Annotated in this window: 16 protein-coding genes; 9 read left to right on the top strand and 7 right to left on the bottom strand. The window is 65.5% G+C overall.

Annotated features, from left to right (window positions below):
• Positions 1–14: 14 nt before the first annotated feature.
• Together SAB01S_RS09540 and SAB01S_RS09535 are read right to left on the bottom strand one after the other, a co-directional pair.
• Positions 15–971: a FecR family protein gene (locus SAB01S_RS09540; protein ID WP_062732795.1), complete on the bottom strand. Its 957-nt coding sequence runs from the start codon at positions 969–971 to the stop codon at positions 15–17.
• On the bottom strand, positions 907–1,494 hold the full coding sequence (locus tag SAB01S_RS09535) for an RNA polymerase sigma factor (RefSeq protein ID WP_269078221.1): 588 nt from the start codon (positions 1,492–1,494) through the stop codon (positions 907–909). Before SAB01S_RS09535 ends, SAB01S_RS09540 begins: the two co-directional genes overlap by 65 nt.
• Before the next feature lie 744 nt (positions 1,495–2,238).
• Here SAB01S_RS09535 and SAB01S_RS09530 point away from each other — a divergent pair.
• Positions 2,239–5,298: a TonB-dependent receptor domain-containing protein gene (locus SAB01S_RS09530; RefSeq protein ID WP_062732865.1), complete on the top strand. Its 3,060-nt coding sequence runs from the start codon at positions 2,239–2,241 to the stop codon at positions 5,296–5,298.
• Entirely contained in the window at positions 5,298–7,130 is a 1,833-nt protein-coding gene (locus tag SAB01S_RS09525) for a gamma-glutamyltransferase family protein (protein WP_062732794.1), read from the top strand. The genes SAB01S_RS09530 and SAB01S_RS09525 overlap by 1 nt, the downstream gene beginning before the upstream one ends.
• Before the next feature lie 22 nt (positions 7,131–7,152).
• Here SAB01S_RS09525 and SAB01S_RS09520 read toward each other — a convergent pair whose 3' ends face one another.
• A complete protein-coding gene (locus tag SAB01S_RS09520) occupies positions 7,153–7,614 on the bottom strand; it encodes an Lrp/AsnC family transcriptional regulator (RefSeq protein ID WP_062732864.1) in 462 nt (153 codons plus the stop codon).
• Positions 7,615–7,744: 130 nt separating this feature from the next.
• Here SAB01S_RS09520 and SAB01S_RS09515 point away from each other — a divergent pair, with 130 nt between their 5' ends.
• A complete protein-coding gene (locus SAB01S_RS09515; RefSeq protein WP_062732863.1) occupies positions 7,745–8,797 on the top strand; it encodes a Leu/Phe/Val dehydrogenase in 1,053 nt (350 codons plus the stop codon).
• Between the two features lie 238 nt (positions 8,798–9,035).
• Positions 9,036–9,278 carry a hypothetical protein gene (locus SAB01S_RS09510; RefSeq protein WP_062732793.1) on the top strand — a complete coding sequence of 81 codons (243 nt, stop codon included), beginning with the start codon at positions 9,036–9,038 and terminating at the stop codon, positions 9,276–9,278.
• Between the two features lie 59 nt (positions 9,279–9,337).
• Here the strand turns inward: SAB01S_RS09510 and SAB01S_RS09505 are convergent, their stop codons facing one another.
• Both SAB01S_RS09505 and SAB01S_RS09500 read right to left on the bottom strand, forming a co-directional pair.
• Positions 9,338–9,601 carry a hypothetical protein gene (locus SAB01S_RS09505; protein WP_031298633.1) on the bottom strand — a complete coding sequence of 88 codons (264 nt, stop codon included), beginning with the start codon at positions 9,599–9,601 and terminating at the stop codon, positions 9,338–9,340.
• Positions 9,602–9,639: 38 nt separating this feature from the next.
• Positions 9,640–10,314: a DUF4197 domain-containing protein gene (locus SAB01S_RS09500; RefSeq protein WP_062732792.1), complete on the bottom strand. Its 675-nt coding sequence runs from the start codon at positions 10,312–10,314 to the stop codon at positions 9,640–9,642.
• A 138-nt stretch (positions 10,315–10,452) separates the two neighbouring features.
• Here SAB01S_RS09500 and SAB01S_RS09495 point away from each other — a divergent pair, with 138 nt between their 5' ends.
• The 5 genes from SAB01S_RS09495 (at position 10,453) to SAB01S_RS09475 (ending at position 14,229) form a co-directional block, all read left to right on the top strand.
• Entirely contained in the window at positions 10,453–11,319 is an 867-nt protein-coding gene (locus SAB01S_RS09495) for a 2-dehydro-3-deoxygalactonokinase (RefSeq protein ID WP_062732791.1), read from the top strand.
• A complete protein-coding gene (locus tag SAB01S_RS09490; RefSeq protein WP_062732790.1) occupies positions 11,316–11,948 on the top strand; it encodes a 2-dehydro-3-deoxy-6-phosphogalactonate aldolase in 633 nt (210 codons plus the stop codon). The genes SAB01S_RS09495 and SAB01S_RS09490 overlap by 4 nt, the downstream gene beginning before the upstream one ends.
• A gap of 147 nt (positions 11,949–12,095) precedes the next feature.
• Positions 12,096–12,398 (top strand): hypothetical protein, encoded by a 303-nt coding sequence (locus SAB01S_RS09485; protein WP_062732862.1) that lies wholly within the window; start codon positions 12,096–12,098, stop codon positions 12,396–12,398.
• The gene (locus SAB01S_RS09480) at positions 12,395–13,906 is read left to right on the top strand and encodes a PepSY-associated TM helix domain-containing protein (RefSeq protein WP_062732789.1); all 1,512 of its coding nucleotides are present in this window, start codon (positions 12,395–12,397) and stop codon (positions 13,904–13,906) included. The genes SAB01S_RS09485 and SAB01S_RS09480 overlap by 4 nt, the downstream gene beginning before the upstream one ends.
• Entirely contained in the window at positions 13,903–14,229 is a 327-nt protein-coding gene (locus tag SAB01S_RS09475) for a DUF3325 family protein (RefSeq protein WP_062732788.1), read from the top strand. Before SAB01S_RS09480 ends, SAB01S_RS09475 begins: the two co-directional genes overlap by 4 nt.
• A 4-nt stretch (positions 14,230–14,233) precedes the next feature.
• Here SAB01S_RS09475 and SAB01S_RS09470 read toward each other — a convergent pair whose 3' ends face one another.
• Together SAB01S_RS09470 and SAB01S_RS09465 are read right to left on the bottom strand one after the other, a co-directional pair.
• Positions 14,234–15,598, bottom strand: a complete 1,365-nt coding sequence (locus SAB01S_RS09470; protein WP_062732787.1) for an ATP-binding protein — start codon at positions 15,596–15,598, stop codon at positions 14,234–14,236.
• Positions 15,595–16,323 carry a response regulator gene (locus tag SAB01S_RS09465; protein WP_021227251.1) on the bottom strand — a complete coding sequence of 243 codons (729 nt, stop codon included), beginning with the start codon at positions 16,321–16,323 and terminating at the stop codon, positions 15,595–15,597. Before SAB01S_RS09465 ends, SAB01S_RS09470 begins: the two co-directional genes overlap by 4 nt.
• Between the last annotated feature and the right edge of the window lie 67 nt (positions 16,324–16,390).

The following is a 16,390-nucleotide window of genomic DNA, read 5'->3' as shown; positions in this document are numbered from 1 at the left end:
CTTGCCCGAACCGGTCAGGACGGGCTCAAGATGATCCGACCAGCGTCGATCCGCGTCACCACGCCCAGGCTTTCGGCCACTGCCTGGGCAAAGCCGCGCGGATCATTGGCGATGAACAGGCCGGTAATGGTTTCCTGCGCCAGCACCGGATCGGTGATGACGATATGTTCGTCATTGTAACGGGCAAATTGCGCGGCTGCGCTGGCCAGCGTGGTATCGCGAAAGGCGATCTTGCCTTCGCGCCAATAGAGTTCCTGTTCGATCATGTCGGGCGCGATCGCCGCAGTCTCGATCGGGGTCGCGGCGCGGGGATCGACCATCGCGCGCATCCCTTGGGATACACGGACCGGCGCCGCCTTGGGCTCGCTCACCTCCACCACGCCTTCACTAACGATGACGTCGACCGGACGGCGCGCTTCGTGACGGACGGTGAAGGCCGTGCCCACCGCGCGGACCCGCGCATCACCGGCAATGACGACGAAAGGCCGCGACGCATCCTTGGCGACGGCGAACAGCGCCTCGCCACCACGCAGGACGATCCTGCGCTGCTGATCGGTGAACTGCACGTCCATTTCGCTGGCGGTATTAAGATTAACGATGCTGCCGTCCGACAGGGCGATGCGCAGCATTTCGCCCTTGCCGGTCGCATAATGATCGCCGTCGCTCCACAGGCCGAGGGCGACCGCCCCGACCGCCGACGCCGCCAGCGCCATGCCTGCGCCGCGCAGCAGGAATCGACGGTTCAGCCATGGGATGCGTCCGGGGGTATGAGTGTTTCCGGACGCCTGCGCCAGCTCCACGCGCGCCAGCGCCGCCCGCGCCATCGCCCAGGCGCCCAGCCTACGGCTGTCGCCGGCAAGCCAGGCATCCAGATCCGCCTGTTCCGCCGGGGTCAGCGCGCGCGCGTCAAGACGGGCCGCCCATATGGCCGCCTGTTGCTCGATCTGCGCGCTGCTGTCCCTGGCTGTCATGATGCTCCGTATCCGGGATTTGGTCGTAAGACGCGGGCTGACCGGATTTTCCGCCACGTCCGAAAATATTTATCAGGTGCCGGATGCCGCGACCGACATGCTTTTCCACCGTGCTTTCCGACAAGCCCAGCCGCTGCGCGGTTTCTCGCTGCGACAATCCCTGCACCTTGCGCAACATAAAGGCCTCGCGGCACCGCGCCGGCAACTGGTCGATCGCGTCGGCGACCAGCCGAAACTCCTCGCGCTGTTCAGCCTGAATGTCGGGTGGCAGATCGTCGGCGGCGAACGTCATTCGCTCGACCTCGCTAAGCGTTTCCATCGATACGACCGGCGCGCGGCGCAATTCGCTCGCCACCACCGACAGCGCGGCGCGGAAGAAATAGGCGCGGGGATTTTCGATATGGTCGACGGCGGCCAGGCTGGCGAGCTTGGCATAGGTTTCCTGAATCACGTCGTCGATCAGAACGCCATGCTGAATACGGCCCGAAAGCCAGCGCCTTAGCGCCGGTTCGTGCGGACATATGTGGCGCGCCAGCCAGAAAGCCCTGCTGTCCTGAATCGGTCGATCCCTTCCCCAAGACGATCATCGCTGTTCAACGAAGGGGTGGGGCAAATCCGCCGTATCGGATGAAAAAAGGCGCCATGTAAAAAATGTGACGGCGCCATGGCGGATAATGCGCGCGCCGCTGTCTTTCCTCATGTGACCGGCGGCCATGAAGCCGGGCGCAGGGAGGGGATGCCGCCGCTTTCCGCAAGGAAGGTGCAGAGAGGCGTCAGCCGGCAGCGATACCGGCATCGAAGCAGTGGGATTTTCTTGTCGATCTGCCAGTCCGGTGCACGGTGCGAGCCGTGCGCCCGGGGGAAGGCGCGCGCCCATGGCGCGTCATGAGGGGGAAGCGAAGACATGATCAGATTGAAATGGACGGCCATGATCCTGGGCGGGGCGAGCGCGCTGGCGCTCAACAGCGGCACGGCGATGGCGCAGCAACGCAATTTCGACCTGCCCGAAGGCCGCGCCGCCGACATATTGCCATCCTTTGCCCTGCAAAGCGGATTGCAGATCATCGCCCCGGCGCGCAAACTGCGCGATACCCGTACGCCGCGCCTGCAGGGCGCCTATGATGCGCGACAGGCGCTCAAACGCCTGATCCGCGGCACCGATCTGGTCATCGCGTCGGATCGCAATGATGTGGTGACGCTGCGCGACAGGAATTTGTCTGCGCTGCGCGGCGACAATAAGGCGCAGCGCCCTATCGCCTTTGCCGAAATGCAGGTGGCAGGCGCCATGTCGGATGCCGCGCCCGCACCCCTGCCCGCCGAACCGCAGGGAACGGACGGCGCAGAAATCGTCGTCGTCGGCACGCAGATCAAGGGTGCGAAGACCACCGGCGCGCTGCCGGTCAGCGTCGTCGGTCAGGAACAGGTGGATGCGGTAGCGGCCGTATCAGGTGGCGACCTGTTTCGGTCCATCCCGCAATTGGGCGGCGTCACCTTCAACGAGCAGGTGCTGGGCGGCGGTTCGGGCAACGCGGCGCGCGGCGACGTGTCCACCGTATCGCTGCGCGGCCTGGGCCAGGGCAATACCCTGCTGCTGATCAACGGCCGCCGCACGGTGTTGCACCCGACATCGCAGGCGATCACCGGCGTGGTCGATTCCGGCGTGCCGACCTTTGGCTTTAACGCCAACACCATTCCGGTGGGCGCGATCGAGCGGGTCGAAGTGCTGCGCGATGGCGCGGCGGCGCTTTACGGCTCCGACGCGGTCGCGGGCGTCGTCAACAATGTGCTGAAAGCCAACTTCACCGGGGCCACTTTCGACGCACAATATGGCGCGGCCGAAGGCACCAATTTGCGAGAATTCACCGTCAACGGCCTGGTCGGCTTCAACTTCGGCGGTGGGCGCGGCAACATCTCGCTCTTTGGCGGCTATGCGCAAAAGTCGAAACTCTATCTCAGCGATCAGAACTATACCGCCAATCTCGACCGGCGGCCCTATGTCGTGGGCACACCATTCGAAGGCAATGCCGCGTTCAACGGCACATCGACCAGCACGCCCTGGGGCACGTTCCAGGCGACCGGATCGGGCATCATCACCAGCAATGGCGTCGCCCTGACCAATGCGTCCCAGCAATTTCACATCCAGCCATCGACCAATCCGGGGTGCCAGGTCGCGGCCACGACGCCGGGCATGTGCTGGGACGATGCCAGCGGCACGACACAGATGGCGACGGTCGATTCCAACCTGCGCTACGACGCCAATCAGACATTCCCGGACCTAACGACCCAGCCGTCGGTCAGGCGCATCAACCTGTTCAGTTTCATCAATTACGAACTGACCGACAATCTGGATTTCTTCGGCGAAGTGGGTTTCTACCGGGGCAAGACCGAAGCCATCATCGGCAGCGGCGGGTCGCTGGGCAATATCCCGATCACGGTGGCCGCCGACGCCTATTGGAATCCGCTTGGCCCGACCTTGCTGGCCGACGGATCGGCCAATCCCAACCGTTTGCCCGGCCTGGTCGGCGTGCCCGACGAAGGGCTGCCGGTCACGATCCGCAGCCTCAACTATGTCGACGCTGGCAAGAAGATGGTGAACGTCACCAATTATCAATATCGCTTCCTAGGCGGTCTGCGCGGCAGTTTCGGCGAGTGGAACTGGGAATCGGCGGGCCTCTACACCTGGGCGACGGTGAAGGACGTTATGGACGGCACGTCCAGCACGCTGTTGCAGGCGGCGATCAACAAGACCACGCCCGACGCCTATAATCCCTTCAACGGCGGATGCGTCGATACGCCATCGGTCGGCGATTGCACCCCCAATGACGAAGCGGTCGTGGACAGTTTCCGCATCCAGTCGACCCGGCGGAACAAGACCACGCTGGCCTTGTGGGACCTCAAAATCTCCAACGCCAACCTGCTCGATTTGTGGGGCGGCAACAGCATCGGCATCGCCAGCGGCGTCGAGTTCCGGCGCGAAACCTACCGCGATGATCGCGATCCGCGCCAGGGCGGGGTCGCGGGCGTCGACATCACCTATACCGACGCTGTGACCGGCATTTTCTACGGGTCGGACCTGATGGGCGCCAGCCCCAGCCCGGACGTGTCGGGCAGCCGCAAGGTCTGGTCCGCCTATGCCGAACTGGCGCTCCCGCTGGTCAGTCCGGAGATGGAAATCCCGATGATCCGCTCCTTCGACATTCAGGTCGCGGGCCGATATGAACGCTACAGCGATGTCGGTGACGTCGCCAAGCCCAAGGTCGCGGCAAGCTGGGACCTGCTTCAGGGGTTCCGCCTGCGCGGCTCCTGGTCGCAGGGCTTTCGCGCCCCCAATCTGGAAGTGCTCAATACCGCGACGCTGGATCGCGTGAACGGCGGCACCGAATATATATTGTGCGAGGCGGACCTGCGCGCCGGGCGGATCAGCAGCTTTTCCCAATGCGCCCGCAACGTGTCGGTGCTGCGGCGATCAGGCGGCAATCCCGACCTGAAGCCCGAGGAATCCACCAGCTGGAATTTCGGCGCCGTGCTTCAGCCGCCGCTGCCCGACGGGCTGGGCCAGGTGACCTTCACCGTCGATCGGTGGCGGATCAAGCAGAAGGGCGTCGTGGGCCTGCTCGATTATCAGAATGCGCTCAACCTCGACTATCTGCTGCGGGTGCAGGGCAGCAGCAATCCGGCGGTTGTCCGGCGCGAGCCGACGGCGGACGATATCGCGCTGGTCGCGGGCACCGGATTGGCGCCGGTGGGCGAGCTGCTCTACGTCACCGCGCCGTTCCAGAACCTTCTGCCGATCCAGGTCGACGGCATCGACTTCAATCTGGACTATCGGGTCAACACCAGTTCGTTTGGCAATTTCAGCCTGAACGTCAATGCCGCGCGGCTCATCAAATATCAGGTTGATGCGCCGGCTGCGGTACAGGCGGTGATCGACGGACAGGCCGACGGCACGATCAACGCCGCCGTACCGGTGTCGGGCGGCGGCGACGTGGTGAAGCGCGACGGCCAGCCACGCTGGCGCATATCGGGCAATCTGACCTGGGACTATGGCCCGGTGCGGATCGGCGCCTTCACCCAGTTCATCTCCGACGTCTATCAAAATGGCGTGTTCGACGCGGCCGGCAATAATTTCGTGGTCAAGGGGCAAACGACGGTCAATCTTTACGCCACCTACAAGTTCGACCAGGGCATGATGAAGGGCACGGCGATTACGATCGGCGCGCGCAACATTTTCGACAAGAACCCGCCGCTGGCATCGACCGGCTATCTGTCCAGCCTCTACCAGCCGCAGGCGCGTTACTGGTATACCAGCATCAAAAAGAGCTTCTGATGCAGGATAAGGGCCTTGCCCGCCGCGAGTTGATCGCGGCGGGCCTCGCCAGCGCGGTCGCGGGCCTGCCCATGCCCGGGCTGGCGCAATCGGGCACGCTCGCGCCCGATGCGCCGCGCAGTGCGCCGGCCACGGTCCGCGCCCACCGCGTCGAAGTGCCCATGCCCCATGGCGGCGTCGCCGCCGGGCACCCCCTGGCCGCGATGGCCGGAACGCGGATGCTGCTGCAGGGCGGCAGCGCGGCCGATGCGGCGGTCGCGGCGATGGCGGTGATGAACGTCGTTGAACCCTGGGCGTCGAGTGCGGCGGGCAATGGCTTTGCCACCTGCCTCGACCGCAAGGCGGGACAGGTCCATTCGCTCGCCTTCACCGGCGGCGCGCCGGCCCTATTCGATCCGGACGTCGATCCGGCAGAGCTGGACAGCGGGCACAAGGCGGTGACCGTGCCCGGCGCCTTTGGCGGCTGGATCGCGCTGGCGCGGCGGTTCGGCAGGTTGCCGCTCGCAACCCTGCTGGAACCCGCTATCGGCTATGCCCGCGATGGTCACCCGCTCGACGCGTCCATCGCCATGTTTATCGGCCGGCAGCAGGCGGTGCTCGCCCGCTATCCGACCAGCGCCGCGATCTTCCTGCCCGGCGGCAAGCCCCCTGCCCCGCACGCCCTGTTCAAGAACCTGCCCCTTGCGCGCACATTGCAAAGCCTGGCCGACGCGGAAACACGTGCGCTGCAAGGCGGCGCGGATCGCGACGCGGCGTTGAACGCCGCCTATGACTATTTCTACACCGGCCCGGTCGCGCAGGAGATGTCCCGCTTTTCCGCCGCCAATGGCGGTTGGCTGCGCATGGCGGACATGGCGGCCTACAAGCCGGTCTGGGACGCGCCGGTGTCGACCCGCTATCGCGGACTGGACGTCTATTGCAGCCCGCTCACGTCCCGCACCGGCCTTGAACTGTGCGAGCAGCTCAACATTGTCGAGGGGTGGGACCTGGCCGCCCTGAATGCCACCGACCCGCTGCTGACCCACTGGCTGATAGAAGCGATCAAGGTGACCAAGGCGGACGTCTACCGTCATGCCGGCGATCCGCGCTTCGTCACCGTGCCGGTCGACCGCCTGCTGTCCAAGGATTTCGCCGCCCAGCGCCGCGCGCTTATCGACCGCACGCGCGCCATCGCCCTTCCACAAGGAGCGGACATCGCCCAAAGGGGCAGCCCGCCGCTGTTGGCGATGGCGGACTCGCGCTCGCGCGGTGGCGACACGACCAGCCTGTCGGTTGTGGATGCCGATGGTAATGCGATTGCCGTCACGACCACCGTCGGCGGCGGATTTGGCACATCCGTCGTGATGGGCGACACGGGCCTGCTGTGCAACAACGGCCTGCGTATCGGATCGACCGCGCCCTATGACGGTCATCCCAACCGCGCCGCGCCGGGCAAGCGGGCGTTGCTGGGCAATGGCCCGATCATCGTGCTGGACAAGGGGCGGCTCAAGCTGGTGTGCGGAACGCCTGGTGGCGAAACGATCGGCCAGACGCAATTCCAGTTCCTGGTCAATGTCATTGACCGGGCCATGCCGATACAGCAGGCGATCGAAGCGCCGCGCTTCGCGCTGCATGCCGAACCCAGCTTTTACAAGGCGGGAGCAGCGATCAGCGTGCAGATGGAAAGCCGCTTCGATCCCGCCATCACGCAAGGGCTGGCAGCGATGGGGCACAGGCTGGACATGGTCAGCCCTTATGCAATTGGCAGCATTCAAGGCGTGCTGGTCGATGCGTCGGGCGCGCGCATGGGCGGCAGCGATCCCCGCCGCATGGGCTATGCGGTGGGCTATTGATGCCGCTGAAACGGGACCTGGATCAAATCGGTAGTTCGTTGGTGGATTTGATTTCGGACAGTGCGACGGTCGAATGAATTTCCTGAACGCCCGGCAATTTGCTCAACCGTTCGAAGAAGAAACGCTCATAGGCGTCGATATCCTGCGTGACGATGCGCAGCATGAAATCCATCGTGCCCATCAGCACATAGGCGTCGAGCACTTCGGGGAAGGCGCCGATGGTGGCGCCGAATTCGTCCAGATTGGCGCGGCCATGAGCGTTGAGCTTCACTTGCGCGAAAATCTGCGCATTGAGCCCGACCTTGCGCCGGTCGAGCAGGGCCACGCGCTTGCGGATCAGCCCTTCGCGCTCCAGCCGGTCGATCCTGCGCCAGCACGGCGAAGGCGTCAGCCCCACCCGTTCGGCGATCTGCGCCGTGGTCAGGCTGGCATCGCGTTGCAGCTCGCGGAGAATCTTGCGCTCAAACGGGTCGAGGTGGATCATATTTACCTTGTTAGCAGCAAATTCGGGATAAATCACCCCAAACAGGGCAATGCTCACCCGATTTCGAGCAAGACTCTTCGCACGACTGCGTCCATAAGCCGCCTCCGAAATGCCCCCACAGGAGAATATGATGGTCGATCACGCCCCTTCCCCCAGCCAGATGATGCGCACCGTGCGGCTGCGCGATGCGGCGAGCGGTCTTGACGGCGTGATCGCCATTCATTCGACCGCGCTCGGCCCGGGCGCGGGCGGCTGCCGCTTCTGGCGCTATCCCGATATCGAGGCGGCGACCCAAGATGCCTGCCGCCTGGCCAAGGGCATGAGCTACAAGAACGCCATGGCCGAATTGCCGCTCGGCGGGGCGAAGGCGGTGCTGCGCTATCCTGACGGTGATTTTGATCGGGCCGCCCTGTTCCGGGCCTTTGGCAAGGCGGTCGAGGCGCTTGAGGGGCTTTATGTGACGGCGGAGGATGTCGGCACCAGCGTGGCCGATATGGAGCAGGTGTCGACCATGACCCGCCATGTCGCGGGCCTGCACCCGGCGCAGGACATGGCTGGCGGCGATCCGTCCCCTTGGACGGCGCTCGGCGTGTTCGATTCCATGCGCATGGCCGCGCAATTCGCGCTGAAGGCGGACCTTGATGCGCTCACCGTCGCCGTGCAGGGTGTCGGCAATGTCGGCGCGAGCCTGTGTCGACAATTAGCTGAGGCTGGCGCGAAGCTGGTCATTGCCGACATTGATGCGGATCGCTGCCGCGCGCTGGCGGACGAACTGGGCGCGCGCATGGTCGACGTGGCGGAGATCGCCGCGGCGGAGGCCGACATCTTCGCTCCCTGCGCCCTTGGCGGGGCGCTGACGCAGGACAGCGTCGCGGCAATGAAGGCCAGGCTCGTCTGCGGCGCGGCCAACAACCAGCTCGCGACGCCGGACGTCGCCGATGCCCTGCTGGCGCGCGGCATCGTCTACGCCCCCGACTATGTCGTCAATGCGGGCGGCATCATCAGCGTGTCCGCCGAATATCTGGGTGAGGACGAAGCGAGCGTTCGCACCCGCGTCGCCCGGATCGGCCCGCGCGTCGCGCGCATTTTGGAGCAGGCCGCGCGCGAAGGCCGGTCCCCGGCGGTCGTGGCGGATGAAATGGCCGAAAGCATCATCGCGCGGGCGGCCGACAAAGCGGCATGAGAATTTTGGCCGACGGCGTGCGCGCCGTCGGTCAGCCACCTTTCCCGCAACGTAGTGCGCCAAATTCACGAACACTCGACATTTTATCCGAGCATATGGTGATTTACACACAGAGTATTACGGCTTTATTTTAGTAATCGGCGCAAATCCGGGCTTTTCGCGAAGTTGGCACACCCCCTGCAATGCTGTTGGCACGATCCACAAGGGACCGTGACATAGCCAGGGAAGGAACCATATCATGAAGACCATCATCATCGCCACCATCGCCGCCGCTTTTGTAGCCACCCCCGCTCTGGCGCAACCCGAAGGCACTTTCGGCCGCGCCAAGGTCAGCTATCACGAACAGTCCGACACCTATTGCTTCCGCGAAACGCCCGCCGGCTCCATGGTGCCGCGCACCGAATGCCGCACCAAGGCGGAATGGGCGCAGGCCGGGTTGACCATCAGCCGCAAGTCCAGCATGCAGCTGGCTCAGCGTTGAGCGGACCGGGCAGGCCCGGCGCGGCGGATTGGCCGCAAAGCCGGGCCTGTTGGCCAAGTCTAGTTGGTTTCGCGCTTCAATCGCTCGGCCAGAGCCTCGATCTCCTCCGGCTCCAGCAACCAGGTGCGCGTCTTGCGTCCTTCGCGGTGCACGGGCTGGGTCAACAGCACGCGAGCCTGCGCGCGGGCGGCAGGCTTGTACAAGCCGAAATGCACCGCGCAATCGCGGATCGTGCCAATGAGCGGCGGTTTTCCGTCCAGGTCGATCATGGTCGCGGCCTGATCCCAGGGGATGGACGCGACGCCGGGAAATTTCTGTTCCATCATGTTGCGTCACCACGGCGCGCGCGCGAAATCAAGGCCTAACCCAGCAGGGCGATCAGCACAGGATCGCCTGTGGCGCGCGGATCGCGGCGGATTTCCGCCTCTTCCCGCCCGATCGCACGAAAAATGGCGTCACCTATCTGGTTCGAGATATTGGTGGCCATGGCCGCATAATCCCGGCCCCCGCTGGCCGACAGCGCGGCAGACACCATTTCGAACATATCCGACCGAAGCGCGCGCGACGCACCGGGGATCAGCGCATCGACCACTGCTCCGCGCGTTTCCCGGGCGAGCAGGTCGCTGGCCGCGGTCGGGCCGCCACGCAGCACCGACACGGCATCAGCCACTGTCATGCGCTGCACCGCGTCCATGACGATCGGCGCTGCATTGTCGGCGAGGTCGACCGCCACATCGTTCAGCGCCATCGCCACGCGATTGCGCACCGCATTGGTGCGCAGCAACGCCGACAGGACCGCGCCGCCCTGCCCACCGCCCAGATCGGGCGGACTGATGCGCGTCAATTGATCGTCATAAAAACCGCCCGGCTCGGTCAGGCGCGCAAAGGCGCGCTCGCTCGACAATTGTAGCAGCCGGCGCACCGCCTGCTCGACGGTATAGCGCCCCATCGGCGTCGCGCAGGCGGCAAGTGGCAGCAGGGCCAGCGCCGCGACAAGGCTGCGCCGGTCGGAAAGAAGAGCATGTGTCGAGGGCATGGCGTGTCTCCCTGAAGTGATTGTCGGCGATGAACCGGGCCGCTTTGACCAAAGCTGAACGCAGCAACGTCGAAGGATGCTTTTGCGTTGCACCCTCGCGCGGTTGCCAAACGCAGAGGCGCGATATACTCGGACAATATGGGCCAGCAGGACTTTATCGCCGTCGATTGGGGAACGACCAACCGGCGCGCCTATCGCCTTCGCGACGGCGCGGTGATCGACAGTATTGCCGACGGCCTGGGCGTCACCGCCGTCGCGCCTGGCGGCTTTGAACAGGCGGTGGCGCAATTGCGCGCGCGCCTTGGCGATGTGCCGATGCTGCTCGCGGGCATGGTGGGGTCCAATCGCGGCTGGGTGGACGCGGGCTATGTGGCGACGCCCGCGACCCTGGAGCGGATTGCCGCCGCCATGGTCACGCCGATGGAGGACGTGCGCATCATTCCTGGCATATCCCATGTCGCGGACGGGCGCGGCGACGTGATGCGGGGCGAGGAAGTGCAATTGCTGGGCGCGATGTGCGCGGGACTTGCGCCGCGTGATGCCTTGCTGTGCCAGCCGGGAACCCATTGCAAATGGGCCTGGATGACCGATGGTGCGATCGCTCGCTTTGTCACCGCCATGACGGGGGAGATGTTTGCGCTGCTCAAGAATCACGCGCTGATCGGGCAGGAAATGACGGGCGACGTTAGCCCAGGCGACGCCTTTGCCGACGGTGTGCGTGACGGCGCGCGCGGCGATGTGCTGGCGTCGCTGTTCGGCGTGCGTCCGGCGAGCCTGCTTGGCCTGCGCGCCCGCGCGGACGCCGCATCTTATGTCAGCGGCCTGCTGATCGGTGCGGATTGCGCCGCGCACGCTGCGGGAGAAAGGGTGCATCTGCTCGCCGACCCAGCACTGGGCGCGCTCTATGCCAGCGCGATCGCGCAATTGGGTGGGGAAGCGGTGCGGATCGACAGTCAGGCTGCCTTCATCACCGGCGCCACCCGCCTTTGGGAGACTATGACATGAACCTTGATTTCGCGACCGCCTTTGCGCGCTGCCCGCTGGTCGCCATTCTGCGCGGCGTGCGACCGGACGAAGTCGAACCGATTGGCGACGCCTTGGTCGACGCCGGCTTTAGCTTGGTCGAAGTGCCGATGAATTCGCCCGATCCGCTGGACAGCATCGGGCGGCTGGCACGTCGGTTGGAGGGCAGAGCCCTGGTCGGCGCGGGCACGGTGCTGACCCCCGATCAGGTGGATGCCGTGCAGCAGGCCGGCGGCCAGCTCATCATTTCGCCCAATAGCGACCAGTCGGTGATCGGCCGGAGCGCGCAGGCGGGCCTCATCTCCATGCCGGGCTATTTTACCCCGACCGAAGCCTTCGCGGCGGTGCAGGCCGGTGCCCGCGCGCTCAAGCTCTTCCCCGCCGAAGCGGCAACGCCTGCGGTATTGAAGGCCCAACGCGCCGTGCTGCCCAAGGATCTGCCAATCCTGGTCGTGGGCGGAATCAACCCCGGCAACATGGCCCCTTGGATCGCAGCGGGCGCCGATGGCTTTGGCCTGGGTTCGGCGCTTTACAAGCCCGGCGCGAGCGCGGCTGATGTGAGTGAAGCAGCACAGGCTTTTGTGCGCGGATGGCGGGCCGTGCTAGCCTGACATATATGCTAATGCGATTGACTCGCATCTGATGATTTCCTATCGCGCCAATAGGCCGGTTGCGCGAAGGATCGTGATAGAATGTTTTCTCCGCCATCATCAGGGATGCTTGCTCCTGGCAGCGGCGCCGGGCGGAGCCGGGAGCGCGTGACGGTATCGGCGCGGCGGCATACGGGATGGCGCTATCGCGGCAATGTGGCGCTGCGCACGCTGGCTGGATCGGTCGGCGCCTATCTCGTCATGGCCCTGACCGCAGCGCTCCTGGCGCGAACCCTGCCGATGAGCCGGGTGGAAGCCGTCGCCGTTGCGACGATGATCGCCTATCCGGTCGCGCCCGCCGTCACCATCTGGGCCTTTATGGCGTCCGGGCCGTGGCGCGCACTGGCGGGCGTTGCCGGCATTGCGGGCCTGCTTGCGCTTGGCGCCTGGGTCGCGGGGCAACCGGCATGAGAGGATCGGCGCCGGCGGCAATTCGCGATGGTGCGCGCCAGTCCATGGCCTGGCTGCATGGCTGGACCGGGCTGTTGCTGGGCCATGTGCTGTTTATCATGTGTCTCACTGGCACGCTGACCGTCTTCAAGGACGAAATTGGCCGCTGGATGCGCCCGGAAACGACCGCGATCGCCAGCCCGGCTGATGCGATCGTCGCGGCAACCCGATGGCTGGAAGACAATAGCAAAGGTTCCGCCGGCTGGTATCTGACCGCCCCTCATGCCCATCAAAATGTGGTGCAGGCGACGTATGACAGTGATGGCGCTTATCTCACCCGCGCGCTCGATCCGGTAAGCGGCGCGCCGGTCGCGCGCGAAACGCTGGGCGGGGAGTTTTTCTACCGCCTTCATTTTGAATTGGAATTGCCCTATCCATGGGGCCGACTGCTCGCGTCGCTCGCCGCCATGATGATGCTGATCGCGTTGGTAACGGGCATCATCGCGCACAAACGCATCTTCAAGGACATCTTCACCTTTCGCCCAGCCAAGGGGCAGCGCAGCTGGCTCGACGGCCATAATGCGCTGGGCGTCCTGGCCTTGCCATTCCACATCATGATTACATTCACGGGGCTGCTGACGCTGGCGTCGATCAACCTGCCCTGGGGCATTGTGGCGGGCTATGGGACGGACGTGGCCGCCATGTACAGCGACCTTGCGCCCGGCTCCGTCACCCGCGCGGCCACGGGCGAGAAAGCGCCGCTCGCCCCCATCGCACCAATGCTCGCGACTGCGCAGCGCCAGTTCGGAGAAGCGCCGATCGGGCGCGTCTATGTCTTCAACCCCGGCGACACAGGGGCGGTGGTGGTGGTCTATCCATCGGACGCCAAGGCGATCGGCTATATGCCCGGAGAAGTCAGTTTCGACGGCGTCACCGGCCGGATGATAAAAGGCTGGACCGAAAACCGCCCGGGCGTGCGCGCCTTCCAGACCGTCTATGGCCTGCATATGGCGCGCTTCGCGCCGGACGTGACGCGCTGGCTCTATTTCCTTGGCGGGGCGATGCTGACCATGGCGATCGCGACCGGCATGATATTGTGGACGGTGAAGCGCCGCGAACGCGCGCCCCTGTCACTGGGTAATCGCCTGTTGGAACGGATCAATATCGGCATGCTGACTGGCGTGCCGATCGGCGCGGCCGCATTTCTGATCGCGAACCGCCTGCTGCCGCTCGACATGGCCGCGCGCGCGGAGGCGGAGGTTTCGGTCGCGCTCTGGAGCGCCAGCGGGGCGGTGCTGGCCGGGCTGCTGCTGCCATCGGCGCTTGGCTGGCCGCTGTTGCTTGGCCTGCTGGCGCTGGCCTGCACAGTGGCTGCGCTGCTGGGACCGATCTGGGCGGTCGAGCCAGTCATGCTGACGATGAACCTGATGCTGCTCGCCGTCGCTGCCGCGCTGGCGCCGGTGATCCTGCGCCATGTCCGGCGTCGCGTGGCAGCCGCTCCCGTGCGCCGCCGGGCGGTGCCGGCATGATCGCGGCGGCGGGCTTTCTCTATCTGGGGCTGTTCGCACTGGCCGCGAGCATGAACCGGCACCAACGCGCGCTTGCCGGCCCCTGGCACCAGCAAGCGGCTGCGTCGCTGCTCGCCCCCGGCGGCTGGTTGCTGATCCTTTGCTCCCTGATCGCGATGCTGCCACATTGGCAGGGGGGTATCGGGCTGGTCAGCTGGATCGGGCTGCTGCCGCTGGTCGGCGGACTGCTGCTGCTTGGCCTCAGCTACCGGCCGCGATGGCTGGTGCAGGGTCTAGGCGGCGCGATCGCGATCGTCATCCTTGGGATCATGACCGGCGCCTGACGCCTTATCCCTTCATGTCGATAGTGGCGACAACCCCGCCTTCGGGCGCATTGCGCAAGCGCACCGACGCCTCGAAACTCATCGCCAGCGACCGCGCGATGGTGAGGCCAATGCCCGTGCCATGCCGCCCGCCCGGCTGACCGCTCGGCCCACGTGTGAAGGGTTCGAACATCTGGTCGATCTGGTCGGCGGGGATGCCGGGGCCATGGTCGCGCACATGGATCATCAGCCGGCCGTTTGCGCGCGTGCAGCTGATGTCCGCGCTGCCGCCATATTTGACGCCATTGTCCACCAGGTTGGAGATGCAGCGCGTAAGCGCATTGGGCTTCACCCGCACCGTGCCGCCACATCCGCTTACGAACCGCACGGGCGCGCCCAGATCCTCGGCATCCTCGGCCATGCTGGCGAGCAGGGAATCGATGTCGATGACCGACCATTCTTCGCGCGATTCGGTGCTGCTCGCCAAGTCCAACCCTTCGCGCACCAGCGTCAGCATTGCCTGATGATCGGCCAGCAGCCGTTCGCGAAGTTCGACATTGTCGACCAGTTCCAGCCGCAGCCGCATGCGGGTCAGCGGCGTCTGGAGATCATGGCTGATCGCCGCCAGCAACTGCGTGCGTTCGGCAAAGCCCGCCCGCGCCCGGCGTTGCATCAGGTTGAAGGTAAACAAAGCGGCGCGCACCTCCTCCGGGCCGCGCTCGGGAATTTCTTCAGGGTCGAGCGACAGCGAGAAGGCTTCGGCCGCGCGCTCCAGCCGCCGTAGCGGCTCGGCCACCGACCGCGCGACCAGGATCGCCAGCCCCGCCGACGCTGCGATGATGACCAGCAAATAGGCCGGATTGAAGATGGTGCTGGGCGGTTTGACCAGCCGGGGGAAGCTCAAGGCCATGGCGCGCCGCGCGCCACGCACATCGGTGAAGCGCACGATCCAGCAATCCGGGCGCGGCGCGTCGATCACGCCGGCCGCGCGTTCCTTGTTGCCGCTGGGAAAGCACAGGCCGGCCGGCACCTGCCCCGCTTCGGGCTGCGAACGCCTGCCGAGCCGTTCGGTCAGGATCGATTCCAGTTCGGTATCCGTGTCGCTGAGCGCTACCCCGGCCGGCGCCATAGCCGCGCCGATGATGCGGTGGTTGGCCATCATCACCTCTACGCGGGCGGGATCGCGTTGCAGCCGGTCGGCGATGTCGACCGCGCTCGCCACTACCCGCGCGCGCCGTACCCGTTCGAAATCATGATGCCGCGCCTGTTCCGCGACCAGCAGGGCGATGATCGCGGCCACCGACATGCCGAGCGTCAGGATCAGGAAAATCTGCCCCGCCATCGTCCCGAAAAAGGCACGGATTCGCTCCACAGGCCGCATGCCCGTCATAGCTGCTCCACCGCGCTGGCAAGCACATAGCCTTCGCCCCGGACCGTCAGGATCAGTTCGTCCCCGCCCGGCACCGTCGCCAGCTTTTGACGCAGGCGGCTGACCTGCAAATCGATCGACCGGTCGAAAGCGGCGGTCGCGCGCCGTTCGGGCACCAAGGTCTCGCGCGACAGCACGACATTGGGTTCCTCGATGAACCGGGACAGCAGCCGGAATTCGGCGGAGGAAAGCATCACCAGACTGTCGTCGGGCGCGACCAGTCGCCGCTGTTGCAAATCCAGTCGCCAAGGGCCGAAGCGGGTGAAGCGCGCGGCAGCCGGACGCGCCGCCGGCTCATTGCGCCCGCGTCGCAACAGGTTGCGGATGCGCACCAGCAATTCGCGCGGCTCGAACGGCTTGGTGAGATAATCGTCCGCACCCAGTTCCAGCCCCAGCACCCGGTCTATCGCGCTGCCGCGCGCCGTCACCATGATGATCTGCACCTCCGTCCCCTCAGCGCGCAATTCGCGGCACAGCATCAACCCGTCGCCATCGGGCAGGTTGAGATCGAGGACGATCAGGTCCACCGCCTCCTCCTTCAGCGTGCGGCGCAGATCGGCCAGGCTGGCGGCGGCCAGCAGGCGATAATTTTCCTGATGCAGCTGACCAATGATGAGGTCACGGATATCCGCGTCGTCGTCGACCACCAGCACGGTGGCCGGGCGGGCAGGGATTGAGTCCAGCATGCCCTTTCCTACCGCGTGATCCCGGCAAAGTCTGCGCTTCTTCGCGCGCGATACAGGCTGATACAAA

The organism is Sphingobium abikonense NBRC 16140 (assembly GCF_001598335.1).
In the GTDB taxonomy this organism is placed as follows: Bacteria; Pseudomonadota; Alphaproteobacteria; order Sphingomonadales; family Sphingomonadaceae; genus Sphingobium; species Sphingobium abikonense.
The sequence above is the reverse complement of the archived record's forward strand: the minus strand, read 5'-3'. Positions and strand labels throughout refer to the sequence as shown.